The following is a 23,006-nucleotide window of genomic DNA, read 5'->3' on the forward strand; positions in this document are numbered from 1 at the left end:
GCCGCCTTCTCTTTTTCGGCGATATGCGTAACATCGCCGCAAATGACGCAGATGAAATCCCATGAGGAGACCAGCATATGACCGCCCCCTTTAAAAACATCGGTATCATCGGAGCCGGTCAAATGGGTTGCGGCATCGCGCATGTTTCCGCCTTGGCCGGTTACAAGGTGCACATTTACGATCTTTCCAAGGACGGCATCGAAGCCGGCCTTGCCACGATCAACGGCAATCTTGCCCGTCAGGTCACCAACGGCAAGCTCTCCGACGACGCCCGCAAAGATGCGCTGGCGCTCATCAGCGGTTCGACTGACGTCAACGATCTGGCGCCCATGGATCTGGTCATTGAGGCTGCTACCGAAAACGAGGAAATCAAACGCAAGATCTATGCGCAGATCTGCCCGGTACTGAAGCCCGAAGCGCTTTTGGCCACTAACACTTCTTCGCTCTCCATCACTCGCCTTGCGTCCGCGACCGATCGTCCCGAACAGTTCATGGGCATCCACTTCATGAACCCGGTGCCTGTGATGAAGCTGGTAGAGCTGGTGCGCGGTATCGCCACCAACGAAAAGACCTTCGATGCGGCGAAGGACTATGTGCGGACGCTGGAAAAGGCGATCACCGTCGCCGAGGATTTCCCGGCCTTCATCGTCAACCGCATCCTGCTGCCGATGATCAACGAGGCGATCTACACGCTCTATGAGGGCGTCGGTTCGGTGGAAGCAATCGACACCGCCATGCGGCTCGGCGCCAACCATCCGATGGGACCGTTGCAGCTTGCCGACTTCATCGGTCTCGACACCTGTTTGTCGATCATGCAGGTACTGCATGACGGGCTGGCCGACAGCAAATACCGCCCCTGCCCGCTGCTGGTGAAATATGTAGAGGCCGGCTGGCTCGGCCGCAAATCTGGTCGCGGTTTTTACGATTACCGTGGAGAGACACCGGTTCCGACGCGCTAAGGCGCAAGAGATATTCCTCGGATATCATTCGAGATGACGGGAGGAAAATCCCTCCCGCACTGGACAATTATTTAGCCTTCACTGCCGATACCAACGCCTTGGCATCTTCGCTGTCCCAGGCTGCCGGACCGTTCATGGCGGCGATCAGGCAGCCTTTTTCGTCCAGAAGAAGCGTTGCGGGAAGGCCAAAAGCCAGCCCTTCCTTTTTCAGAACATTGAAGACGCCCATGGAGCTGTCGCGGTAAAGTTTCAGCGCGTCGATCTTGTATTCGTCAATGAAGGCTTTCGGTTTCTCGTCCGCGCCGGTGTCGATATTGACCGCAACAACCTCAAAGCCATCGCTGCCCTTTTCCTTCTCGAGTGCGTTCAGCGCAGGCATTTCCTCCCGGCATGGCACGCACCAAGTGGCCCACAGATTGAGGAGAACCGCCTTGCCCTTGAGATCGGCAAGCGACATGTCCGACCCTTGCGGACCCTTGAAGGACAGCGGGATGACGCGCGGCGTATCCGTGGCCGACATGGCCGCCACCTGGCCCTTCAGGAGGGGTTTCAGCGAGGCGATGCGGTTTGCCGCACCTTCACATAAACCGGCCTCGGCAACCGCTGCCCCTTGAACCGGGCTCTCAGACCCAATATGCCTGAACCAGACCGCACCCGCGCCGAACACGACACCGGCAACGGCAGCAATTGCAACCAATCTGGCGGAAGGAAGCCTGAACGGCCTTTTTTCTGTCATCGAATACTCCAGGGCACGCAGAACATGGCTGACGGCACAGATCAGAAATCCTCCAACCAGATGTGGGGCGGACGTTTCGCTTCCGGGCCATCAGCCATCATGGAAGAGATAAATGCCTCCATCGGCTTCGACAAGAAGCTTTATGCCCAGGACATCCGCGGCTCTATAGCGCATGCCACCATGCTGGCGGAAAAAGGCATTATTTCGCAGGAAGATAAAGACAAGATCGTTCACGGCCTGAACACGATCCTGTCAGAAATCGAGGCCGGCAGTTTCGAATTCTCGCGCAAGCTCGAAGACATTCACATGAACATCGAGGCGCGGCTTGCCACCCTCATCGGCACGGCGGCAGGGCGGCTGCACACCGCCCGCTCGCGCAACGACCAGGTGGCGCTCGATTTCCGCCTCTGGGTCAAGGAAGAGCTGCAGAAGACGGAAGGCATGCTGACCGCGCTCATCTCCGCCTTCCTCGACCGCGCCGAGGAAAATGCCGATACGGTCATGCCCGGCTTCACCCATCTGCAGACGGCCCAACCCGTCACCTTCGGCCATCATTGCATGGCCTATGTGGAAATGTTCGGCCGTGACCGCGCCCGCGTGCGTCACGCGATCGAACATCTGGATGAAAGCCCGATCGGTGCAGCAGCGCTGGCCGGCACCGGTTATCCTATCGACCGCCACATGACGGCAAAGGCCCTCGGCTTCCGCGAGCCGACCCGCAACTCCATCGACACCGTTTCCGACCGCGATTTCGCGCTGGAGTTCCTGTCGATCGCCTCAATCTGCGCCACGCATCTGTCGCGCCTCGCCGAAGAAATCGTCATCTGGTCGACGCCGCAATTCGGCTTTATCCGCCTGTCCGATGCCTTTTCCACCGGCTCGTCGATCATGCCGCAGAAGAAGAACCCCGACGCCGCCGAACTGGTGCGCGCCAAGACCGGCCGCATCAACGGCTCGCTGGTGGCGCTTCTGACTGTGATGAAGGGCCTGCCACTCGCCTATTCCAAGGACATGCAGGAAGACAAGGAACAGGTTTTCGATGCCGCCGAAAGCCTGGAACTGGCCATCGCCGCCATGACCGGCATGATCCGCGACCTTGAGGTGCGCAAGGACCGCATGCGTGCGGCCGCCGGTTCGGGCTATTCCACCGCCACCGATCTTGCTGACTGGCTGGTGCGCGAGGCAGGCCTGCCCTTCCGCGACGCCCACCATGTGACCGGAAATGCGGTGGCACTGGCGGAAAAGAAAGGCTGCGATCTGGCCGATCTTTCGCTGGAAGACCTGCAGGCGATCCATCCGGCCATTACAAGCGGCGTTTTCGACGTCCTTTCAGTCGAGGCATCGGTTGCCAGCCGCACCAGCTTCGGCGGCACGGCTCCTTCCGAGGTCAAGAAGCAGATCGCCTGGTGGCGTGGACGCAACTAACGCATCGGACCGAAAAGTGTGAAGCGGTTTTCGGAAAATCCGATGCGCAGACAAATTAAAATGAGCGGCGGAAACGATTTCATTTTTTCTCCGCCGCCCTCATAAATCTGCGTTACGCTGCGATCACAAGAAACAGGGTGCACAAGCGCCCTGTTTTTCGTTATCAGAGAAGCACATATTTCCTTTGGACAGGCTCATGCTTTCAAAAACCGCGCGCAATCTCATCGTTCCCATCGGCATGACGCTCGCCGTCAGTCTTGCTCTCAGTGCCTGCGGGCGAAAAGGCGATATCGATCCGCCGAGCACGCCGGTCGAAATGCGCAACAAGCGCAATGCCGACGGAACCGAGACGAAGCCGGCAACGGCGGAGCGGCCGTTCATCCTCGACAAGCTTCTCTGACGGGAAAAAGCCTGTGAACCATTTTGGCTATATCGACGGCGTGCTTCACGCCGAAAACGTGCCCGTGCCTGAGATCGCCAAGGCGGTCGGCACGCCGTTCTATGTCTATTCGACCGCGACGCTGGAGCGCCACTACAAGGTGTTCTCAGGCGCTTTCGCCGATGTGGACGCCATGGTCTGTTACGCCATGAAGGCCAATTCCAACCAGGCCGTTCTGAGGACGCTGGCAAAGCTCGGCGCGGGTATCGACGTGGTATCCGGCGGCGAATTGCGCCGCGCGCTTGGCGCCGGTGTACCGGCAAACCGCATCATGTTCTCCGGCGTCGGCAAGACGGTGGCGGAAATGGATTACGCGCTGGAAGCCGGCATCTACTGCTTCAACATCGAGATCCGAGCCGGAGCTTGAGGTCCTCAACCTGCGCGCCGTCAAGGCCGGAAAAAGGGCGCATGTGTCCTTCCGCATCAATCCGGATGTGGATGCGCGCACTCATGCCAAGATTTCCACCGGCAAAAAAGAAAACAAGTTCGGCATTTCCTATGAGCGGGCGCGTGCGGTCTATGCCCATGCCGCCACTCTGCCCGGCATCGAAGTCACCGGCATCGACATGCATATCGGCAGCCAGATCACAGAATTGCAGCCCTTCGAGGATGCGTTCCGCTTGCTGCGCGAACTGGTGGAATCCCTGCGCGCGGACGGGCACACGATCAGTCACGTCGATATCGGCGGCGGCCTCGGCATTCCCTACCGCGAGGACAATAATCCGCCGCCGCTGCCGGATGCCTATGCGCATATCGTCAAGAACGAGCTAAAGAGCCTCAACTGCAAGATCATCACCGAACCGGGACGCCTGATCGTCGGCAATGCCGGCATTCTGGTGACGGAAGTGATCTATGTGAAGGATGGCGGCGAAAAGAACTTCGTGATTGTCGATGGCGCGATGAACGACCTCATCCGCCCGACGCTTTACGAGGCCTATCACGGCATCCGCCCGGTCGTGCAGCCCGCGGTGGACGCCCCTCGCATCAAGGCCGATATCGTTGGCCCCGTCTGCGAAACGGGTGACTATCTGGCGCTGGACCGCGAGATGGCCGCACCGCAGCCGGGTGATCTGATTGCCGTCAGCTCCGCCGGTGCTTACGGCGCCGTGCAGGCAGGCACCTATAATTCGCGCCTGCTGGTGCCGGAAGTGCTGGTAAAGGGTGACAAGTTCCACGTCATCCGCCCGCGCGGAACCTATGAAGAGCTGATCGCTCTCGATTCAGTACCCGCCTGGCTCGATTGATCCGCCATACATCCGGCTTGGTCGATCACAATTGAGCGAAGCTGCCTAAAAAATGGGGGTGAGCATCCGCTTGCCCTCGTCTTCGCCACAAAGAATGTTATCCTTGCTTCTCATAATACAAGCAGCTCGCCGTTCCGGGAATGGCGTTTGACGTGGCCAGAACCGGGAGAACGGATTGATGACCACAGCCGGAGAGGACAGGACAGGCAGAAAGCGCCCAACCGGCGCATTCGCGCAGCGGCCGGATCTTGCCCGCCGGGTTGCGGCTAAACGCTTCTTCGCAAAAATCGTGTTGTTTTCGGAAAGAGTAGCACCGAAGACGCTGTGGCCGCTTTCCATCGCCGCCGCGTTTCTGGCGCTCGCATGGTTCGGCCTCTACCGGCAAATGCCTGACTTCGTACGGCTGGGCATCGTTTTCCTGCTGGTTTTTGGTTTCATCAGCACCATCCTGCCAATCGTCCGGCTGAAATGGCCGACAGACAACGACGCGTCCCGCCTTCTGGAAGAACGCAATGGTCTCGCTCACCAGCCAGTCGGCGTGCAGGAAGACGAACCGGCGTTGGACACCCCCATTTCCCGCGCCTTGTGGAAAGAACACCAGATCCGTATGGCGGAACGCATCGCCGCGCTGAATGCCGGCCTGCCGAAACCCGATATCGCCCGTTACGACCGCTCGGCACTACGCGCCATTCCCGCCCTTTTTCTGGTTGTCGCCTTCGGTTTTTCCTATTCCAATGGTGCAGGCACGATTACAGATGCCTTCCGTAGCCGACCGGCAGCCGGTCCGCTCAATCCCGATATCCGTCTCGATGCCTGGCTCACGCCGCCCGCCTATACCGGCCGCGCCCCGATTTTTCTGACAGGGCGCGATGCGACGGGCCACGACGCGGTGTCCGTGCCGCAATCCTCCAAACTGACGATCCGCATGACCGGTGGCGATGGCGGCGAGGAAGTGACCTTCGAGCCTGAGACCGCCGGCGCCCTGCAGAAGCTTGCCCCCGAAGCGGCGCGCGCCGACAGCGCAAGTGGCGATGTGGCGGCACAGACAGAAAAACGCGCGCCGGATCAACCTGTCACGCCGCGCACCTTTGCCATGGATGTGACCGAAAGCGGCATGATCACCGCCAATGGCGAACAATGGGTGTTCAACGTCATTCCTGACCAGCCACCGACCATCGGCTTCGACAACATGCCGCGCCGCGCCGTCAATGGTGCGCTGGAGGTGGGTTTCACCGCCAAGGACGACTATGGCATCAAGGAAGCCCACGCCATCATAGAGCCGCTTGGCGTTGCGGAGGGTGCAACAGCACTTTACCCGCCGCCGGAATTCAAGCTCGACCTGCCGCGGCAGAACAACCGCGAGATCAAGGGGCTGACCAGCCGCAACCTGACCGAACATCCTATGGCAGGTAAGCGCGTGCGCATCACGCTGGTGGCAACAGACGGTGCCGGCCAGACCGGCCGCAGCCCCGCGCATGAAATGGTGCTGCCGGGCCGCAATTTCTCTGAACCGCTGGCGGCTTCGGTTGCCGAACAGCGGCAGATATTCTCGCTCGACACGCGCCAGATGCCAAAGGCGATCGCCTATAACGAGGCGGTTGGTCTGCGTCCGGATGAAACCATTCCCAACACCACGCACTATCTCCTGCTGCAATCGGCGCAGACCCGCATGCGGCTCGCCTATAATGAGGAGATGCTGAAGAACACCGCCGATTATCTCTGGGAGATCGCGCTCGGCATCGAGGATGGTGATCTTTCGCAGGCGGAAAAACGCCTGCGTGATGCGCAGACAGCGCTTTCCGAGGCGCTTCAGCGCAATGCCTCCGATGAGGAAGTCGCCAAGCTGATGCAGGAACTGCGTGAGGCGATGCAGCAGTTCATGAGCGAGCTTGCGCAGCGCATGCAGAATGCGCCGCAAGCCAACATGAACCAGCAGGCACAAAACGTCTTGCGGCAGCGCGATCTGGAAAACATGATGAACCAGATCGAAAACCTAGCGCGCTCCGGCAACCGTGACGCAGCACAGGAAATGCTCTCGCAGCTGCAACGCATGATGAACAACCTGCAGGCGGGACGGCCGCAACGTCAGGGCCAGCAGGGGCAGCAGCAAAGCAGCAAGATGCGCCAGCAGATCGACAAGCTGGGTGAAATTTTGCAACAGCAGCAGAAGCTGATGGACGAGACCTTCAAGCTCGATCAGGCGCTGCGTGACCGCATGCAGCGCGGCGACCCGCAGGATGGCGGCGAAGGTCAGGACCCGCAGACGGGTGAAAACGGTGAATCACCGCAACAGGGCCAGCAGAGCGAGAACGGCCAGCAAGGCGGACAGCCGAGCGAGCAGATGACGGCCGAACAATTGCGCGAGGCGCTGAAAAATCTGAGGGCGCAGCAGGACGCGCTGGGCAAGCAGCTGGGCGAATTGCAGCAGGGCCTTCGTGATCTCGGCATGGAGCCGGGCGAAAACTTCGGCAAGGCGCAGCAGGAAATGGAAGGCGCCGGCGAAGCACTCGGCAAAAGCCAGGGCGAACAGGCGGTCGAAGGTCAGGGCAATGCGCTGAACGCGCTGCGACAGGGCGCACAGGATATGATGGGCCAGATCATGCAGGCCATGCGCCAGCAGGGACAGCAGCCCGGACAGGGGCAGGAAGGCATGGCGGGCCAAGGCGGACAGAACGGCCGCGATCCACTCGGCCGTCCGCGCAGCACAACCGGCCCCGATTTCGGCGACCAGGTGAAGGTGCCTGATGAGATCGACGTGCAGCGCGCCCGCGAAATTCTCGAGGCTATTCGCGAAAAGCTCGGCAACAACCCGCCGGGTGAAATCGAGCGGCGTTATCTGGAGCGGTTGCTGGATATACGGTGAGGATGGAGGCCGCCATTCCTAGCGATCGGGCCTGTTTAACCTCGCGCATTTTTGAGGAAAGGCTAGCTTATCAAACACTCAACGTCATCCTCGGCCTTGTCCCGAGCATGACGGCGGAGAGATTTGACAACTCCGCAACAAAAAAGGCGGCCCAAAGGGCCACCCTTTCTCAAATCTCTGTAGCCTTATCGCTCAGGCCGCAAGCGCCCGCGCAACAGCCTTGCGGATATCCGGAAGCGCAAAAGGTTTTGAAACCACGTCCACGATCTTTTCTGCCAGATCATCAGCACGTTCGCGCTGTTCGGCATAACCCGTCATCAACAGGATGCGCATGGCCGGGAAGCGTTCGGCGGCGCGGTGCGCCAGCTCGATGCCATCCATGACCGGCATGCGGATATCCGAAAGAAGGAGATCGAAATTGGTTTCCTGAAGCTTCTCCAGCCCCTGCTCGCCGTCTGCCGCCTCATGGGTCTCGTGACCGTCGAGACGCAGCGCACGGGCAACGAAAGCCCGCAATGCATCCTCATCTTCGGTAATCAGAATCTTCGCCATTAATCATTGCTCCTGGGCATCATTTCCAGCCGTGAGCAACATCGCAGGCTCCTCTTTTCAAGAGGTAAACACCCAGGGTTTCGCTGGGTGAATGGTTAATGAGGCGTCTCCGGCATGTCCCATCCCGGCACGGCAGAAATCGTCAGGCGTCGCCCGTGACGACGCCTACGAAGGGCAGTTCGCGGAAGGCGTAAGCCACATCCATGCCGTAACCGACAACGAAATAATCGGGACATTCGAAACCGACATAGTCGGCCTCCAGATCTTCCTTGCGCTTGACCTTCTTGTCGAGCAGCACGGCGATGGTGACGTGACGGGCGCCGCGTTCGTAAAGCAGTTCCTTGGCGAAACGCAGCGTGCGGCCGGATTCGAGAATATCGTCGATCAGAAGAACATCGCGGTCCTTCACGTCGCTGTCGATATCCTTGACGATCTTCACCCCTTGCGAAACGGTGCCGGCACCGTAGCTCGAAAGCGTGATGAATTCGACTTCGGGGGCAAGGCCGCTGTCATGCAGCGCGCGGATGAGATCGGCCGCGAAAATGAACGATCCCTTGAGCACGGCGATGACCAGCAAATCCTTGGTCGGGCCGCTCGCTATATGCTTGGCCATGTCGCGATTGCGCTCGGCAATCTGCTCGGCGGTGTAAAGCGGCTCAATGTTTTTTCCACGGACGACGGGCATTCTTTCTCCTGTGCTGCGCCTTGCCGATTTTACCTTTCAGTAAAAATACGAAGACCACGCGTTAGCACAGTCAACGTTCGGAAGCACCCGCTTCGACGAAGGAAAGCTTGATCTCAGGCGTTTTTCCACCGGGATGGCGCAACTTTGCCGAAAATCCGTGGCTGAAACCGGGCTGCATCTGCCTGACCGGCGGTTCGATGACCATGCTGGCGACCAGTTGCCCCTTGGCAACGAAGAGGTCGGCGCGAAGTGCCGGCACCTCTTCCAGAGCGGCACCGTTGTTCTCCACAATACCGTTGATGAGCAGGACATCCATGCCGCCAGCCTCCTGCGGCGTGATGGTGACATGGGAAATGGCAAGCGGGTTTGCGGCCGCAACGACCGGCTTTTCCGGCACGACCACCGACAGGCCGCCTGAGCAGATGAAAACAAAAATGACGAGCGCCGCAACCAGCGCCGAATAGGCATCCACAGACAGGCGCGACAATTTGCGGTCCACCCAGCCGATGAACGCGTAACCAAGAGCACTGGCGGTGACGGGCGGTTTTTCCATCTGCCGGCGCATCGCGCCGCGATTATCGTTTCCGGGCTGACGGACACGGTTTTCCTTGATGGTGACAAATTCCGCGTCTACCACATCGGGGCCGGTGTGGGTTGCCCGCGCCGTACGGCGCACTGGCACTTCCGGCATCAGGAGGTCGAAATCGAATGCCGCTTGCCGGCGAGATGAACGGAACATAGCCATAGAATTCCTTGGGTGAGGTTTTCCGGCCCGCAAAACTGGGCATTGCAACGGATCCTGCCAAGTTTTAAATTTAATTGGTTAATGCTTCGCAAAAACGGCTCGCATAGGCCACCGGAACCGGGTTAAACGGCGCATCCGGGCCTCACGCGCCAGCGGTTTGCGAACCACCACGAAACGAAGAGACTGGAAGTCCGTTGATCCATTTCGAAAATGTCGGGTTGCGTTACGGCATGGGCCCCGAAATCCTGAGGGACATGACCTTCGACATTCCCAAGGGTTCGTTCCAGTTTCTGACCGGCCCTTCCGGTGCCGGCAAAACCACGTTCCTGCGCCTGCTACTGATGTCGCTGCAGCCCACACGCGGCAATATCCGGATGTTCAACCGCGATGTGTCGCGCATTCCGCGCAGCGAGTTACCCATGCTGCGCCGCCGCGTCGGCATCGTCTTTCAGGATTTCCGGCTGCTCGATCATCTGACGACCTATGAGAATGTCGCCCTGCCGCTGCGTGTGCGCGGCAAGGAAGAAAGCGCCTACCGCAACGACGTCATCGAGCTTCTGAAATGGGTCGGGCTTGGCGAACGCATCAATGTGCTTCCGGCTATCCTCTCCGGTGGGGAAAAGCAACGCGCCGCCATTGCCCGCGCATTGATGGACCAGCCGGAAATCTTGCTGGCCGACGAGCCGACCGGCAACGTCGACCCGCCGATGGCCAAGCGCCTTCTCAACCTCTTTCTGGAGCTCAACCGGCTGGGTACCGCTGTGGTCATCGCCACCCATGATTTCGGCCTGATGGACCAGATCGACGCACGCCGGATGATCCTCACCGAAGGGCGGCTCGACATCTATGAATGAGATCAACCGCAAACAGTTAAGACCAGAGGCGACCGCACCGAAGCGGCCGCCGATGCGTATCCGCCCGATGGCACCCATTCTGCCGCCCTCCAACATTCAGGGCAATGCGCTGATGGTGGTGATCGCCATCATGGCCTTTCTCGCCTGCCTGACGCTTGGTGCCGTTTCGATGGTGCGTGCCACCGCCGCCACCTGGCAGAGCCAGATTTCCCGCGAAATCACCATTCAGATCAAACCCGAGGACGGGCTGGACATGAATGCAGCGCTCACCAAGGCGCGTACTCTGGCGCTCACCTTCGTCGGCACGCGGGATGGCACGATCCTGGATGACGCCGCCACCGCGCGTCTTCTGGAGCCGTGGCTCGGCAGTGGCCTCGATCTTTCCGAACTGCCGGTGCCGCGCCTCGTCGTGATTACCATCGATGAAAACCACCCGCCCGATTTTCAGGCCATGCGCGATATGCTGAAAGCTGAAATTCCACAGGCGTTTCTGGATGACCACCGTACATGGGTCGACAGGCTCGTCTCCATGGCCAGGACCACTGTCATGATCGGCGTCGGGGTCCTGATCCTCGTCTTCACCGCCATGGTGCTGACGGTGGTGTTTGCAACGCGCGGCGCGCTTTCCGGCAACAGGCACATCGTCGAGGTGCTGCATTTCGTCGGCGCCGAAAGCAGCTTCGTCGCGCGGGAATTCCAGAAGCACTTCCTGAAGATCAGCCTGAAAGGTGCGGCAGCGGGCAGCGCCCTTGCCGCGGCGGTTTTCCTTGCCGCCGGTTTCTGGCAATCGAGCACGGTTGCTACGCCGCAAAGCGATCAGGCAAGTGCGCTTTTCGGCTCCTTTTCCGTTGGCCTCAGTGGTTATATCGGCATCGCCACGACGATGATCATCATCGCGCTGCTCACCACGATCACCGCGCGTGTGACCGTCATCCGCACGATCGACGATATCGACCGCGTCCGTTCCGATCCGTCTAAAAGCGACGGTGTCGCATCGTGACGCCGTCTCCCGGATCTCGCGAGGAAACTGCACCCTTCACACGCCGGATGTAACTTGCGGACGGTGGACAAAAATGCCTGTTCCTTGCCTTAATCGGCGAGTATTCAGGAGGAATGTTTGTGAGTCGGACGGACCATGATCAGGAGCAGACGACCACGCGACAGGCAAAAAAGGGCCTGTTGTCGCGGCGAAGTCGCCTGCGCCGTTTTATTCGCGGTCTCATCCTTCTTTGCGTCATTACTCTCGGGGCTTTTTCCGGCGGTTTTTTGTGGTTCGCAGATTCGGTCGCCTCCATGCGCCCGCCCGAAGGCGCCAAGGGCGACGCGATCATCGTTCTGACCGGCGGTTATCAGCGCATCGAACAGGCGGTCGGCCTGCTGCGGGACGGCGTTGGCAAGCGCCTTCTGATTTCCGGCGTCAATCCGGCCACCACCCGCACGCAAATCCGCAAGATGACGCAAGGCTCTTCGGACATGTTTTCCTGCTGCGTGGACATGGGCTACAAGGCCATAGACACTATCGGCAACGCCAATGAGGCGGCGAGCTGGATACGCGACCACGGTTATTCCTCCATCGTCGTCGTCACCAACAATTACCATATGCATCGCAGCCTGCATGAATTGCACAATGCCAGCCCGCAGACCCAATTCATCGCCTATCCCGTTATCAGCGCCGACCTTGCCCGCACCAACTGGTTCGCGGAGCCAGATGTGGTCCGAACAATGCTCTACGAATACATGAAATTCGTGATTGCAGCAGGACGCGACCTGACCGGGCTCGGCAAGGGCGACGGGTTGCGCAAGGCGGGCGCCGATCACCCCACGATCAAGGCGGCAACCTCTTCCCCGTGAATGGAAAGAACGGAGAGAACACGCTTGCTGCGGAGCCTTGTTTTCGTGTAGGCGTCTGGCATCGGCATCCGGCATCGAGGCGCGCCTGAGCTTCGGAACGGCTGCAACCCGGGAAGTCTGTCGATGCTCAAGCTGCGCTCTTTTCTTTTCAATACGCTGTTTTATCTCAATCTGATTGTCCGCATGATCGTGCTCACGCCGATCTATTTCATCCTGCCGCGCAGAATAGCCTATGAAATCCCCAAGAACTGGGCGCGATCCAACCATTGGCTGATGAAGACCATTGTCGGCACCACCTTCGAGATCGAGGGGCTGGAAAACATTCCCGAAACCGGCTGTATCTTCGCCCCCAAACACCAGTCCTTCTGGGACACCTATGCGCTGCTGCCCAACCTTCCCGATCCGGTCTATATTCTGAAGCGCGAGCTTTTGTGGATCCCGCTGTTCGGCTGGTATGCGATGAAGCAGCGCATGATCCCGGTCAACCGCGCCGCGCGCGGCAAGGTGATGCTGAAGGTCATGGAGCGGGCGAGAGAGGAGATGGCGGCTGGCCGCGAACTCATAATCTATCCCGAAGGCACGCGCCGGCCACCGGGCGCTGAGCCCGAATATCGTTATGGCATCGCACGTCTTTACCGCGACCTCAAAGTCCCCGTCATTCCGGTCGCCATGCATCCCGGCCTCTTCTGGCCACGCCGCTCGACAATGCGTTATCCCGGCCATTTCAAGGTGCGGATCTTGCCGGCCATCGAGCCGGGACTGGACCCGGACGTGTTTTTCAAGACATTGATCGAGGTGACGGAAAAGGCGAGCGACGAGTTGCTGCTGGAGACCGCGCGCAACAATCCGCACCTGCCGCTGCCACCGACCGCCGTGAAGCGTATCGCAGAACTTCAGGGGCAAGACACTCCCACCGGCTAAACCGCGATCGTGCCGACACTGGCGGCAATGCTTTCTAGCAGCGTGTCGCGAATACCCATATCCTGCAGATGCTGCACGGTATTGAAGACGTAATCGGTATTCGGGCCGGACCGGCCCGATGCGGCAGCCACGATCGTAGCCGCTTCCGCGACACCCAGACCACCAATAAACTGCTCGTGGGCGGGATCGGCCACATAGGTCACGGCACTGCCGCGCGTGCCATCGGCGAGCGCAATGGCAACGACGCGTTCCTTGTAGACATTCGTTACCAGCTCGCGCTCGCGCAGATAGGCCATGACCGGACCATGGTCCGCTCCGCGCACGCGAAAGGCAACGCCGAGGCAGGAGCCGCCGCGCTCCAGACCGAGAACAAGGCCGGGCTTCTCCTCAGTGCCGCGGTACACATTTGAACTGATGCAGAGGGAGCGTCGATAACCGTGCAGCCGCGCCTGCTGCCTTTCCTCAAAGGCAAAGCCCGGGTTCCACATCAACGAACCGTAGCCAAAGACCCAAAAATCGTCCATATCCCAAGCCAAATCGAATTTATCTGAAGTCTGTTCATCGGAGATCAATATGGCATCGTCAAGCCAATCCGGCACGGTCAAAAAATTCCTCTGGCTTGGTATCGCCGTCGTGCTGGTTATCGGACTTTACACGGCCGGGTGGTTTTATGCCGCCGACAAGCTGAAGCAGACGGTTCTGAACGTCATCTCGCCTTCGCAGGCCAGAAACGTCAGCGGCGAATGCGGCGACATTGCCTTCAAGGGTTATCCGTTCCGCATCGGCCTTTTCTGCTCCAAGGTAACGGTGGACGACAAGCAGAATGGCGTTTCAGCCTCGTTCGGAGAATTGCGTTCCGCAGCGCAGGTCTACAATCCCGGCCACATTGTCTGGGAACTGGATGCACCGGCTGAAATCCGCACCGCGCATGGCCTCACGGTTTCGGCCGTCTGGCAGAACATGCAGTCGAGCATCGTCACCAAGCTTAGGGGTATCGACCGTACCTCGCTTGTCATCGACGGCCTGAAGGCTCAGGCGGTTTCCACCGTTACCGGCCAGACGATCGATTTCGATGCCGCCAAGACGGAAATGCATCTGCGCCAGAACGGCGCCGATCTAGACGGCGCGATAACGTTGACCGACTCGTCAACCGTCATCAAGGATTGGCCGCAACTTCTGCCGCGCCTCAACGCCATCGCCGATGTCACCCTGGCCGGCAAGGCGGGTATGGTAGACGGCAGCGATACGGCCGGGCTTTACGGTGCGAGCGGCGAGCTTCGCCGGCTGGTCGCTGATATCGGCGAAGGCCGCACCATGCGTATCAGCGGCCCTTTCTCCTTCGATAATGAGGGCTATCTCTCCGGCCAGTTCAAGCTGGAGATCGAAAAGCTCGACGCCTGGTCGGACAATGCCAAGCAGGCGTTTCCGCAGCTGCAATCCACCATCGATACCGCCCGCAAAATGCTCCGCGCACTCGCCGGCGGCGGCGACAGGGCGTCCGTCGACCTCGTGGTGGATCGCGGCCGCGCCACCGTCAGCGGTTTCATTCCGTTGGGGAAGATCCCGCCGATTTAACAGAGAGCTTTTGTAAAAAACACCTCAGCGGCATCCTGAATTTTTGAAAGATGCAGGATGCCGGCTTCTTTGTATCCATTGCGACGATGCCACATCTGCGGTTCCCGCTCGTCCTGCTGGCTGGACGTCATCACCAGTGAGGCACCCTGCTCACGCATCAGAGTTTCCCAAAAAACTGTAAGCGTTGCGCCGACGCCATGTCCCCGAAACTCAGGAACGACGCGGATCATATCCATGTAGGGAATCTTACCCCAGAACATCGAGAACCGCAGAAAACCGACTAGAATCGTATCTTCTTTCGCGACGAGATATTCGCGGCGTCCGACGCAACGCCGCAACCAATCCTCATCGATCCATTTGTCTTCCCGCAGCAGCCATTCGATATCGTCATCCGTCGCCGCCGATATCAATATCACTTCAGCGCCCTACTTCTTCTGATCCAGCGCGTGACGCCCAAAGTCAGGCGTATCGACGTCCTGACCGGCCTCGATGATGGAGCGGCGGATGGAGCGTGTGCGGGAAAACAGTTCGAACAACTTGTCGCCCTCCCCCCAGCGGATCGCCCTTTGCAGCGAAGCAAGGTCTTCCGAGAACCGTGCCAGCATTTCGAGGATGGCATCCTTGTTGTGCAAGCAGACATCGCGCCACATGGTGGGGTCCGAGGCGGCGAGACGCGTGAAATCTCGGAAGCCGGAAGCGGAATATTTGATGACTTCCGACTCGGTTACCGTCTCCAGATCGTCCGCCGTGCCGACGATGTTGTAGGCGATGATGTGCGGCAGATGCGAGACGATCGCCAGAACCTTGTCGTGGTGTTCGGCATCCATTTCATCCACACGCGAGCCGAGCGCCCGCCAGAAATCCTTGAGCCTTTCCAGCGCCTCCGCATCCGTGCCCGGCAGCGGCGTGAAGATGCACCAGCGCTCGCGGAAAAGACCGGAAAAACCGGCATCTGGGCCGGATTTTTCCGTACCCGCCAGCGGATGGCCGGGAATGAAATGCACATTGTCAGGCATATGCGGCGCCATCTGCGCGATGACAGAGGCCTTGGTAGAGCCGACATCGGTGACGATGGCCCCGGGCTTCAGATGCGGCGCGATCTGCTCGGCAACCGCCCCGGATGAACCGACCGGCACTGAAACGATGACAAGATCAGCATCCCTGACGGCCTGCGCGGCGGATGTCGTATACTCGCTTCCAAGCGCCAGTTCCTCTGCCCGCTTCAGCGTTTCCGCGCTGCGGGTGGAAATCGTGACATGCCGGGCAAGACCCAGTTCCTTGATGTCGCGCGCAATAGACGAGCCGATCAGGCCGATGCCAACAAGCGCGATGCGCTCAAACATGATCTCGCCCATTACGCCTGCCCCATGAACTCGGTGAGCGCGGCGATGACGCCAAGATTGGCTTCTTCCGAACCAACCGTCATACGCAAGGCATTGGGGAAACCGTAACCGCGCACGGCACGCAGGATATAACCGCGGCGGCTCAGGAACTCGTCCGCATCTGGTGCACGCTTGCCATCCTGGTCCGGGAAATGGATGAGGACAAAGTTGGTGACTGATGGCGTGACCTTGAGGCCGAGACCGGTGAAGACCGTCGTGAGTTTCTCCAGCCAGAGCGTGTTGTGAGAGATCGCCTTTTCCAGGAATGCCTGATCGCGGATGGCCGCGGCACCCGCTGCGATCGCCGGCGCGCTCATGTTGAACGGACCACGCACCCGGTTCAGCGCATCGATGATGGCGGCCGGACCATACATCCAGCCGACGCGCAGTGCGGCCAGACCGTAAACCTTGGAGAAGGTGCGCGTCATGACCACGTTGCGGTTCCCAGACACCAGCTCGAGACCGGCCTCGTAGTCGTTCTTGCGTACATATTCGGCATAAGCCGCATCAAGCACGAGCACGACATGTTTCGGCAGACCAGCCTGAAGGCGGCGGATTTCCGCGACCGGAACATAGGTGCCGGTGGGATTGCCGGGATTGGCGATGAAAACCATCTTCGTCCTTGGCGTGACGGCGGCAAGAATGGCGTCCACATCGACGGCGCAATCCTTTTCCTTCACCGTCACCGGCGTTGCGCCCGCACCCATGATCTGGATCTTGTAGACGAGGAAACCGTGTTCGGTGATGATCGCCTCATCGCCCGTACCCAGATAGACGTGGCAGAGCAGGCCAAGAAGCTCATCCGAGCCGTTACCGCACATGATATTCGCTATGTTGAGGCCATGCACGTCTGCAATCGCCTGACGCAGCGCAATCGCCTGTCCGTCGGGATAGATTTCCAGATGGCTGGCGGTGGCGGCGAATGCCTCGATCGCCTTCGGGCTTGGCCCGAGCGGCGTTTCGTTGGAGGAGAGCTTATAAACCTTCGCGACGCCATCCACGTGTTCCTTGCCGGGAACATAAGCGGCGATATCCAGAATACCCGGACGCGGAAGAGGTTGGCTAAGCTCTGCACTCATTTGATCGACCTTCGGAAATGCGCCGGGGAGCCCGGCAAAAGCAATGCCGGAGGCATTAGACCGGAATGGCCCCTTTGTCGAGGGTCAGCGCGGCTTTCCGTGCTTTGCGGCGGTGCGGGTGGTGGGCACACCCTGAGGCGCCAGGACCGGCACGAAAACCCGGCGTGAGGCGCGCTGGGTAACGGGCAATCCCTGATAGAGACGTTTCTGTGCCTCAACCACGATAACGCCGGAAAACAGCGGCCAGAGCCTGCGGCCGGTAAGCTCAAGGTATCGGCGGAATTTCAGTACCGGGCGGCTGGTGGTGGGCGGAAAGAATAGCGCTTCGGCGCTTGCCCCCGGCGTAAAATTGGTCTCGCGCAGAAGCGCCGTCAACTGCCCGCGCGAATAGGGCCGGCCCGAGCCGAAAGGTGTGTGTTCCATGCGTGCCCAGACCCCACGCCTGTTCGGCACCACGATCACCAGACGCCCGCCGGGCGCCAGCACCCGCCAGAGTTCTTTCAGGGTTTCGCGCGGATTTTCGGCAAATTCCAGAGCATGCACCATCAACACCCGGTCTATCGACGAATCGGGTAGCGGCAGCTCCTCGTCAAACACCAGCGCCGTGGAGGAAAGCTCGCCTGCCGGCCAGTTCACCGCTCCCTGCCCCGCCGGCATGAAGGCAAAGGTGCGCTCCGTGTCATGACGGAACCGCTCCAGAAACGGCACGGCGTAACCGAGGCCGACCAGCCTTTCCTCCGGCAAAGGCGGCCAGAGCGATGAAAGCGCCATGGTGATCGCCTGCTCGGCCGAGCGGCCAAGCGGGGAATGATAGAATTCGCGCAGATCGACGATATCGGTGTTCATGGGCGAGAATGTAGCATCAGGCGGTTGGACTTCAAGGCGTCTGCGCCTACATTGAAATTCAGGCGGACAAATGCGCCGGCCAAGGCCGGCAAATGGAGAGGACCACGATGAAACCTTTGGAAATAGACGTCTTTCTTTGCCGCAGTGATAATTTTGGCGTTCTGCTGCACGATCCAGAAAGCGGGGCGACCGCCGCGATCGATGCGCCGGAGGAAGGCCCCATCCTGCAGGCTCTTCATGGGCATGGCTGGAAGCTCACGCATATCTTCACCACCCATCACCATCAGGACCATGTGGAAGCCAATCTGGCGCTGAAGGACAAATTCCAGTGCGAAATACATGGCCCACATGATGAGGCGATTGCGATCCCCGGTCTCGACCGGTCCCAGGCCGATGGCGACGAGTTCGAATTTGCCGGACGGCGCGTTCAGGTCATTGCCACACCCGGTCATACGGCGGGGCATATCTGCTACTACCTTCCCGATGACGGCCTGCTGTTTGCAGCCGATACGCTGTTCGCCATGGGTTGCGGTCGCCTGTTCGAACGTACGGCAACAGATATGTGGCACTCTTTCCAGAAGTTAATGGCGCTGCCGGATGACACGAAAGTCTATTTCGGCCACGAATATACACTTTCGAATGCCCGTTTCGCGCTCACCGTCGATCCTGATAACGCGGCTCTAATCGAGCGCGCCGAAAGCGTCGAAAAGGCGCGGCAGGCGAATGAATTCACCATTCCCACCACCATCGGGCTGGAAAAACAGACCAACCCTTATATGCGGGTGGCCGATGCCGGCATCCGCAGTCATCTTGGCCTTGAAGGCGCAACCGATGCCGAAGTCTTTGCCGAAATCCGCACACGCAAGGACAATTTCTGATGGGCGCCGATCTGTCTTCGGCAGCGATCATTCGCGAACTGGAACTGGAGCCGCACCCCGAGGGCGGCTTTTACCACCAGACATTTCGCGACAAGGCAGGTGGTGAGCGCGGCCATTCGACGGCGATCTATTATCTTCTGGAAAAGGGGACGCGCTCGCACTGGCATCGCGTCACCGATGCGGTGGAGGTCTGGCACTATTATGCCGGCGCTCCGATCACCCTGCATCTTTCCGAAGATGGCAGGGAGGTACAGACCTTTACCCTCGGCCCCGACATTCTGGAAGGCGAGCGCCCGCAGGTGATCGTGCCTGCCAATTGCTGGCAATCGGCAGAAAGCCTCGGCGACTTCACCCTCGTCGGCTGCACCGTCTCGCCGGGTTTCGCCTTTTCAAGCTTCGTGATGGCCGAACCCGGATGGTCGCCGGGCGATACGCCGTAACTGCATCAGCCGCCATATTTGGTGGCGGTGATGTAGACTTGGCCTACCCGCGTCGGAATGACGGCGTAGACCGGGGCATAGACATCCATATTGTCCGATTTGGCAAACCAGATCTCCATGGAAATGGATTTCAGGTATTCGATATCCTTACGCCCCTGGCGATAACCCGACTTCGGCACGTAACGCGCCTTGCAGACCATGGCATCGCCGCTGAAGCCATTCGTCTTGAAGGGCTTGGTGCCGCTGGGGCTCAACACCAGATCCAGCCGCGATTCGCCGTCATAGATCGGCAGGCGCGACGGGCAGATGCGGCCGCCGGCGGGAATGATGAGGCCAGAGATTGGATCGAGGACGGAGCGCAGGTCGCCGTCCTTCACATTCACCCAATTGTCCGGCCGCGCCTTCGGCTCCGGTTTCACCGTCGTCGATGTGACGTTGCCGTTGCGATAGACCACATCATAGGTCCGCACCCGCTTGCCGTCCTTGTAAACAAGCGAATATGTGTTCGCCTGCAGCCGATGGCCACGTTTGGCACCCGAAATCGTCGTCTTGCCGGAAATATCCGCCAGAACGCTTGCAAGCCCTGCTGAGCTGAAGGAACCGGAAATCGAATAGTTCGGGCCGTTCATGCGAGTCGAAAAACTCGCCTTGGCAATTGGTAGAATACCGAGATTGATGCTGTATTCGCTTGTATGGCGGGCTTCGGCGGCGAGCGAGGGAGATACGCCTGCAAACGCCATTGTCACAGCCATGAAAATGCTTTTTCCTCTGGCAATCATTTGGATATCACCTTAAAAGAGGCGCGGAAGCGGCCTTATGGGGCGATCATATACGCCGACTTGTGGCAATAAAAAAGCGGATGCCGGTTGAAAACGCCGGAATTTCCTTTCATTTGCTCGCGAGCGGCTTGACTGTTAAGTCCCGTCTGACTATAGAACCGCAACTTTCCAATCATGGCCAGTTGGATTGCCACCACGGTTTTGCCGGTGGCGAGCCAGTGGTGAAACAGACAAACGAAATAGGTGTACCCATGTCCCGTGTATGCGAATTGACCGGCAAGGGCGTCCAGACGGGCAACAACGTCAGCCACGCCAACAACAAGACCAAGCGCCGGTTCCTTCCGAACCTCTGCCAGGTTACGTTGATCTCCGATGCTCTCGGCCAGCGTTTCCGCCTGCGTGTTTCCGCAGCAGCTCTGCGCTCCGTTGAACATCGTGGCGGCCTCGATGCCTTCCTTCTGAAGTCCGGCGAAAACGAACTGAGCATGCGCGCTCGTCTCCTGCGCCGCCAGATCGCCAAGAAGACGGCCGAAGCTGCTTAATTAGCGGTTTCGACATCACTGATATTCAGAAGGCTTGAATGGCTTTTGCCGCTCAAGCCTTTTGCTTGTTCTAATTCGGCTCCAACTGGTGGCATCACCCAGGATAAAAAAATGCCCTACCTGCGCTACACGCTCATTTACGTTCTGCTGATGACACTGGTGGTCGTCGCGTCCAATATTCTGGTGCAATACCCGCTTTCCGGATCGCTGTTCGGCGTCAATCTCGGCGATCTTTTGACCTGGGGTGCCTTTACCTATCCGGTCGCCTTCCTCGTCACAGACCTTACAAACCGCCAGTTCGGCCCGTCAGTCGCGCGCCGCGTCGTACTTGCCGGTTTTATTGTTGGTGTCACACTGTCCTTCTGGACCTCGATCCCGCGTATCGCCGTTGCCTCCGGCACCGCCTATCTGATTGGCCAGCTGCTCGATATTTCCGTATTCAACCGCCTGCGCCGCCAGCGCTGGTGGCACGCACCTCTTGCCGGCTCCATGCTGGGTTCGGTGCTGGATACCGCGCTGTTCTTCTCCATCGCCTTTGCTGCGAGTTTCTCCTTCGTCGGTCCCAACGATGCCTTCGCCATTGAAAATGCCCCCGTGCTCGGCATCTTCGCTCTGGAGGCACCGCGCTGGATTTCCTGGGCGCTCGGCGACCTCTCGGTGAAGATCCTCGTCGGCCTCGTGATGCTCCTGCCCTACGGCGCACTAATGAACACGCTGAAGCCGATGCCAAAGGTCGCCAAATCGGGCTGACACCATTGTCATCCAGGTTTAAGGCTGGGGTGGGAGCGTGGATCGAATCGCGCTTGCAAACCAGCCGACTGCGTTGCAGTCTGCGGTCCGTGGCACAGCTCAGAGGCAGGCAGATATGCAGATCAATGACGTTATCGATATTGTGGAGGCCGCCAGCGCCACGCTTTCAGGCTCCACCTTCAACGACGTCAATCTGTCGGGTACGATGTTCAACGACGTCAATCTCGCCGGAACCAGCTTCAACCAGATCAACTTTTCCGGCGCGTCATTTACCGACAGCAACATGTCCGGCTGGTCGATCGACGATGTTAATCTTTCCGGTCTGAAACTGAGCAACGCCAACCTGTCCGGCGCGCAGATAACAGGATGCCGAATGACCGGGATGAAGATCGACGGCATTCCCGTCGAGGATCTGATGGCTGCCTACAAGGCGGCGCAGCAGGTGTGAACCTTCACTCCACCAACTTGAACTCCAGCATCAGATTGCGCTGGAGAAATGAGTGATTGTCATCGGAAACGATGATGAGGCGCGTGGAACCATCAGGCCCCTTCACCACATCCATGCCTTCCATATTATCGATCTGGTAGACCATGCCCGCTTCCAGCAGGATTTCGCCATCAACCACCGCGCCTGGCCTGATATCGGCAGCCTTGATGCGGCGGATGCGCATCCCCACCCCTTCAGCGAAATTGAAGCGCCGCTCCAGAAGCAGCAGGTCGCCATTGGGCAGGAAAGCGCCGTCCGTCACGTCGAATGAGGGGTGATGGGTGACCGCGAATGTGCCCTTCAACGGGCCTTCCAGTATGGCGGCAAGAAGATTGCCGTCGGCATCGATGCTTTTCTCAGCCACCACGACAAGGGCACCGCCAAGCGGCGGATCGGCCGGCGAGACCGCAAGGGCCTCCATGCCGCCATTGTGGCGCAGTTCGCTGTTGGGAATGAGATGAGGCAGGCGGCTGAGCGGCTTTGAGGTCTCGAACCCCGGATCGGGATAGGCATCGATCCTGTGCCGCTGCTCGTAGCTGACGAATACCTTGCCATCCCGCAGCGCCAGACCTTCCGCATCCATTTCCATCTTGCGGGAAGGTTCACGGCCGCTGGCATCCAGCATGGCAGTGATACGCACGTCAGCCAACCCGGACAGCGCGCCCGACGGGCCGCGTGCGATCTTGCCCGTGAGCCAGTGGCCGGTATCCAGCACAGCAACGAATTCCTGCCCGTTTGGGCGAAAGCGGATGGAGGATATGGCACCGAACAGTTTTTCCGGCGTGCTCATCACCATGCCGCCGATAAATTCCAGCTTGCCGAAACGCCTGGCGCTGGTGCCGACCTCGAAGCCTGACAACAGACGAACGCTGACCGGAACATCGATGGTCGACGCGCCGATCGGAACCGGAACAAGCGCTGCGACCGCAAGAACTGCAGCCATCGCCAGCGATTTACAGGAAAGAAAAGCCCGG

At 59.5% G+C, this 23,006-nt stretch carries 25 protein-coding genes and 1 pseudogene; 15 read left to right on the forward strand and 11 right to left on the reverse strand.

Going from position 1 to position 23,006, the window contains the following annotated elements:
- The first annotated feature begins 77 nt into the window (after positions 1–77).
- A complete protein-coding gene (locus tag RBH71_RS07265; protein ID WP_013761782.1) occupies positions 78–959 on the forward strand; it encodes a 3-hydroxybutyryl-CoA dehydrogenase in 882 nt (293 codons plus the stop codon).
- Between the two features lie 67 nt (positions 960–1,026).
- On the opposite strand, the gene tlpA is transcribed toward RBH71_RS07265, so the two are convergent.
- Entirely contained in the window at positions 1,027–1,695 is a 669-nt protein-coding gene (gene tlpA / locus RBH71_RS07270) for a thiol:disulfide interchange protein TlpA (protein ID WP_003511324.1), read from the reverse strand.
- Positions 1,696–1,719: 24 nt separating this feature from the next.
- Between tlpA and argH the strand changes: the two genes are divergently transcribed.
- The 4 genes and pseudogenes from argH to RBH71_RS07290 all read left to right on the forward strand — a co-directional run bounded on the left by argH (position 1,720) and on the right by RBH71_RS07290 (position 7,666).
- On the forward strand, positions 1,720–3,120 hold the full coding sequence (argH, locus tag RBH71_RS07275; protein ID WP_003511325.1) for an argininosuccinate lyase: 1,401 nt from the start codon (positions 1,720–1,722) through the stop codon (positions 3,118–3,120).
- Between the two features lie 196 nt (positions 3,121–3,316).
- Complete coding sequence (gene lptM / locus RBH71_RS07280; RefSeq protein ID WP_003511326.1) at positions 3,317–3,520, forward strand: LPS translocon maturation chaperone LptM; 204 nt, start codon at positions 3,317–3,319, stop codon at positions 3,518–3,520.
- Positions 3,521–3,533: 13 nt separating this feature from the next.
- Positions 3,534–4,803: pseudogene (lysA, locus tag RBH71_RS07285) on the forward strand (diaminopimelate decarboxylase).
- A 178-nt stretch (positions 4,804–4,981) separates the two neighbouring features.
- The gene (locus tag RBH71_RS07290) at positions 4,982–7,666 is read left to right on the forward strand and encodes a TIGR02302 family protein (RefSeq protein WP_111801043.1); all 2,685 of its coding nucleotides are present in this window, start codon (positions 4,982–4,984) and stop codon (positions 7,664–7,666) included.
- Positions 7,667–7,858: 192 nt separating this feature from the next.
- On the opposite strand, the gene RBH71_RS07295 is transcribed toward RBH71_RS07290, so the two are convergent.
- From RBH71_RS07295 to RBH71_RS07305, 3 genes are all read right to left on the reverse strand, one after another.
- Positions 7,859–8,218: a response regulator gene (locus RBH71_RS07295; RefSeq protein WP_003511329.1), complete on the reverse strand. Its 360-nt coding sequence runs from the start codon at positions 8,216–8,218 to the stop codon at positions 7,859–7,861.
- Positions 8,219–8,360: 142 nt separating this feature from the next.
- On the reverse strand, positions 8,361–8,903 hold the full coding sequence (hpt, locus tag RBH71_RS07300; RefSeq protein WP_003511330.1) for a hypoxanthine phosphoribosyltransferase: 543 nt from the start codon (positions 8,901–8,903) through the stop codon (positions 8,361–8,363).
- Between the two features lie 70 nt (positions 8,904–8,973).
- Entirely contained in the window at positions 8,974–9,642 is a 669-nt protein-coding gene (locus tag RBH71_RS07305; protein ID WP_003511332.1) for a hypothetical protein, read from the reverse strand.
- 200 nt (positions 9,643–9,842) lie between these two features.
- On the opposite strand from RBH71_RS07305, the gene ftsE reads away from it, so the two are divergent.
- The 4 genes from ftsE to RBH71_RS07325 all read left to right on the forward strand — a co-directional run bounded on the left by ftsE (position 9,843) and on the right by RBH71_RS07325 (position 13,274).
- The gene (ftsE, locus tag RBH71_RS07310) at positions 9,843–10,502 is read left to right on the forward strand and encodes a cell division ATP-binding protein FtsE (RefSeq protein ID WP_003511334.1); all 660 of its coding nucleotides are present in this window, start codon (positions 9,843–9,845) and stop codon (positions 10,500–10,502) included.
- Positions 10,495–11,502, forward strand: coding sequence for a cell division protein FtsX (locus tag RBH71_RS07315; protein WP_003511335.1), 1,008 nt, complete (start codon positions 10,495–10,497; stop codon positions 11,500–11,502). Before ftsE ends, RBH71_RS07315 begins: the two co-directional genes overlap by 8 nt.
- Positions 11,503–11,615: 113 nt before the next feature.
- Complete coding sequence (locus RBH71_RS07320) at positions 11,616–12,353, forward strand: YdcF family protein (protein WP_003511336.1); 738 nt, start codon at positions 11,616–11,618, stop codon at positions 12,351–12,353.
- A gap of 123 nt (positions 12,354–12,476) precedes the next feature.
- Complete coding sequence (locus tag RBH71_RS07325; RefSeq protein WP_003511337.1) at positions 12,477–13,274, forward strand: lysophospholipid acyltransferase family protein; 798 nt, start codon at positions 12,477–12,479, stop codon at positions 13,272–13,274.
- Here RBH71_RS07325 and RBH71_RS07330 read toward each other — a convergent pair.
- Positions 13,271–13,798, reverse strand: a complete 528-nt coding sequence (locus tag RBH71_RS07330) for a gamma-glutamylcyclotransferase (RefSeq protein ID WP_035251575.1) — start codon at positions 13,796–13,798, stop codon at positions 13,271–13,273. The genes RBH71_RS07325 and RBH71_RS07330 overlap by 4 nt on opposite strands.
- A 49-nt stretch (positions 13,799–13,847) precedes the next feature.
- On the opposite strand from RBH71_RS07330, the gene RBH71_RS07335 reads away from it, so the two are divergent.
- Complete coding sequence (locus RBH71_RS07335) at positions 13,848–14,849, forward strand: DUF2125 domain-containing protein (protein WP_035199628.1); 1,002 nt, start codon at positions 13,848–13,850, stop codon at positions 14,847–14,849.
- Here RBH71_RS07335 and RBH71_RS07340 read toward each other — a convergent pair.
- The 4 genes from RBH71_RS07340 to RBH71_RS07355 all read right to left on the reverse strand — a co-directional run bounded on the left by RBH71_RS07340 (position 14,846) and on the right by RBH71_RS07355 (position 18,156).
- A complete protein-coding gene (locus RBH71_RS07340) occupies positions 14,846–15,265 on the reverse strand; it encodes a GNAT family N-acetyltransferase (protein ID WP_013761790.1) in 420 nt (139 codons plus the stop codon). The two genes, RBH71_RS07335 and RBH71_RS07340, sit on opposite strands and share 4 nt — an antisense overlap.
- A gap of 9 nt (positions 15,266–15,274) precedes the next feature.
- Positions 15,275–16,204 carry a prephenate/arogenate dehydrogenase family protein gene (locus RBH71_RS07345; protein ID WP_003511341.1) on the reverse strand — a complete coding sequence of 310 codons (930 nt, stop codon included), beginning with the start codon at positions 16,202–16,204 and terminating at the stop codon, positions 15,275–15,277.
- On the reverse strand, positions 16,204–17,310 hold the full coding sequence (gene hisC, locus RBH71_RS07350; RefSeq protein ID WP_003511343.1) for a histidinol-phosphate transaminase: 1,107 nt from the start codon (positions 17,308–17,310) through the stop codon (positions 16,204–16,206). Before hisC ends, RBH71_RS07345 begins: the two co-directional genes overlap by 1 nt.
- An 84-nt stretch (positions 17,311–17,394) precedes the next feature.
- Positions 17,395–18,156 carry a class I SAM-dependent methyltransferase gene (locus RBH71_RS07355; protein WP_003511344.1) on the reverse strand — a complete coding sequence of 254 codons (762 nt, stop codon included), beginning with the start codon at positions 18,154–18,156 and terminating at the stop codon, positions 17,395–17,397.
- Positions 18,157–18,263: 107 nt separating this feature from the next.
- On the opposite strand from RBH71_RS07355, the gene gloB reads away from it, so the two are divergent.
- Both gloB and RBH71_RS07365 read left to right on the forward strand, forming a co-directional pair.
- Positions 18,264–19,034, forward strand: coding sequence for a hydroxyacylglutathione hydrolase (gene gloB / locus RBH71_RS07360; protein ID WP_003511345.1), 771 nt, complete (start codon positions 18,264–18,266; stop codon positions 19,032–19,034).
- Positions 19,034–19,474, forward strand: a complete 441-nt coding sequence (locus RBH71_RS07365; RefSeq protein ID WP_013761794.1) for a cupin domain-containing protein — start codon at positions 19,034–19,036, stop codon at positions 19,472–19,474. Before gloB ends, RBH71_RS07365 begins: the two co-directional genes overlap by 1 nt.
- Positions 19,475–19,479: 5 nt before the next feature.
- Here RBH71_RS07365 and RBH71_RS07370 read toward each other — a convergent pair whose 3' ends face one another.
- Positions 19,480–20,253: a DUF3108 domain-containing protein gene (locus RBH71_RS07370; RefSeq protein ID WP_323687232.1), complete on the reverse strand. Its 774-nt coding sequence runs from the start codon at positions 20,251–20,253 to the stop codon at positions 19,480–19,482.
- A gap of 251 nt (positions 20,254–20,504) precedes the next feature.
- Between RBH71_RS07370 and rpmB the strand changes: the two genes are divergently transcribed.
- From rpmB to RBH71_RS07385, 3 genes are all read left to right on the forward strand, one after another.
- Positions 20,505–20,795, forward strand: a complete 291-nt coding sequence (gene rpmB / locus RBH71_RS07375) for a 50S ribosomal protein L28 (RefSeq protein WP_003509888.1) — start codon at positions 20,505–20,507, stop codon at positions 20,793–20,795.
- 111 nt (positions 20,796–20,906) lie between these two features.
- Entirely contained in the window at positions 20,907–21,545 is a 639-nt protein-coding gene (locus RBH71_RS07380; RefSeq protein ID WP_003511348.1) for a queuosine precursor transporter, read from the forward strand.
- Between the two features lie 115 nt (positions 21,546–21,660).
- Positions 21,661–21,993, forward strand: coding sequence for a pentapeptide repeat-containing protein (locus RBH71_RS07385; RefSeq protein ID WP_003511349.1), 333 nt, complete (start codon positions 21,661–21,663; stop codon positions 21,991–21,993).
- A gap of 4 nt (positions 21,994–21,997) precedes the next feature.
- On the opposite strand, the gene RBH71_RS07390 is transcribed toward RBH71_RS07385, so the two are convergent.
- Positions 21,998–22,975: an esterase-like activity of phytase family protein gene (locus tag RBH71_RS07390; protein WP_323687233.1), complete on the reverse strand. Its 978-nt coding sequence runs from the start codon at positions 22,973–22,975 to the stop codon at positions 21,998–22,000.
- Positions 22,976–23,006 lie beyond the last annotated feature (31 nt).

Origin of the sequence: Rhizobium sp. AN68 (genome assembly GCF_030758035.1) — a bacterium.
GTDB lineage: Bacteria > Pseudomonadota > Alphaproteobacteria > Rhizobiales > Rhizobiaceae > Agrobacterium > Agrobacterium tumefaciens.

Excerpts from the sequence above, each read along its gene's own strand:
- lptM (WP_003511326.1), top strand. The coding sequence starts at position 3,317 with ATGCTTTCAAAAACCGCGCGCAATCTCATCGTTCCCATCGGCATGACG.
- RBH71_RS07290 (WP_111801043.1), top strand. The coding sequence starts at position 4,982 with ATGACCACAGCCGGAGAGGACAGGACAGGCAGAAAGCGCCCAACCGGC.
- RBH71_RS07345 (WP_003511341.1), bottom strand. The coding sequence starts at position 16,204 with ATGGGCGAGATCATGTTTGAGCGCATCGCGCTTGTTGGCATCGGCCTG.
- RBH71_RS07325 (WP_003511337.1), top strand. The coding sequence starts at position 12,477 with ATGCTCAAGCTGCGCTCTTTTCTTTTCAATACGCTGTTTTATCTCAAT.
- RBH71_RS07365 (WP_013761794.1), top strand. The coding sequence starts at position 19,034 with ATGGGCGCCGATCTGTCTTCGGCAGCGATCATTCGCGAACTGGAACTG.
- argH (WP_003511325.1), top strand. The coding sequence starts at position 1,720 with ATGGCTGACGGCACAGATCAGAAATCCTCCAACCAGATGTGGGGCGGA.
- rpmB (WP_003509888.1), top strand. The coding sequence starts at position 20,505 with ATGTCCCGTGTATGCGAATTGACCGGCAAGGGCGTCCAGACGGGCAAC.
- RBH71_RS07320 (WP_003511336.1), top strand. The coding sequence starts at position 11,616 with ATGTTTGTGAGTCGGACGGACCATGATCAGGAGCAGACGACCACGCGA.
- tlpA (WP_003511324.1), bottom strand. The coding sequence starts at position 1,695 with ATGACAGAAAAAAGGCCGTTCAGGCTTCCTTCCGCCAGATTGGTTGCA.
- RBH71_RS07380 (WP_003511348.1), top strand. The coding sequence starts at position 20,907 with ATGCCCTACCTGCGCTACACGCTCATTTACGTTCTGCTGATGACACTG.
- RBH71_RS07355 (WP_003511344.1), bottom strand. The coding sequence starts at position 18,156 with ATGAACACCGATATCGTCGATCTGCGCGAATTCTATCATTCCCCGCTT.
- RBH71_RS07305 (WP_003511332.1), bottom strand. The coding sequence starts at position 9,642 with ATGTTCCGTTCATCTCGCCGGCAAGCGGCATTCGATTTCGACCTCCTG.
- hisC (WP_003511343.1), bottom strand. The coding sequence starts at position 17,310 with ATGAGTGCAGAGCTTAGCCAACCTCTTCCGCGTCCGGGTATTCTGGAT.
- RBH71_RS07390 (WP_323687233.1), bottom strand. The coding sequence starts at position 22,975 with ATGGCTGCAGTTCTTGCGGTCGCAGCGCTTGTTCCGGTTCCGATCGGC.
- RBH71_RS07265 (WP_013761782.1), top strand. The coding sequence starts at position 78 with ATGACCGCCCCCTTTAAAAACATCGGTATCATCGGAGCCGGTCAAATG.
- RBH71_RS07385 (WP_003511349.1), top strand. The coding sequence starts at position 21,661 with ATGCAGATCAATGACGTTATCGATATTGTGGAGGCCGCCAGCGCCACG.
- RBH71_RS07295 (WP_003511329.1), bottom strand. The coding sequence starts at position 8,218 with ATGGCGAAGATTCTGATTACCGAAGATGAGGATGCATTGCGGGCTTTC.
- gloB (WP_003511345.1), top strand. The coding sequence starts at position 18,264 with ATGAAACCTTTGGAAATAGACGTCTTTCTTTGCCGCAGTGATAATTTT.
- RBH71_RS07370 (WP_323687232.1), bottom strand. The coding sequence starts at position 20,253 with ATGATTGCCAGAGGAAAAAGCATTTTCATGGCTGTGACAATGGCGTTT.
- RBH71_RS07335 (WP_035199628.1), top strand. The coding sequence starts at position 13,848 with ATGGCATCGTCAAGCCAATCCGGCACGGTCAAAAAATTCCTCTGGCTT.
- RBH71_RS07315 (WP_003511335.1), top strand. The coding sequence starts at position 10,495 with ATGAATGAGATCAACCGCAAACAGTTAAGACCAGAGGCGACCGCACCG.
- hpt (WP_003511330.1), bottom strand. The coding sequence starts at position 8,903 with ATGCCCGTCGTCCGTGGAAAAAACATTGAGCCGCTTTACACCGCCGAG.
- RBH71_RS07330 (WP_035251575.1), bottom strand. The coding sequence starts at position 13,798 with ATGGACGATTTTTGGGTCTTTGGCTACGGTTCGTTGATGTGGAACCCG.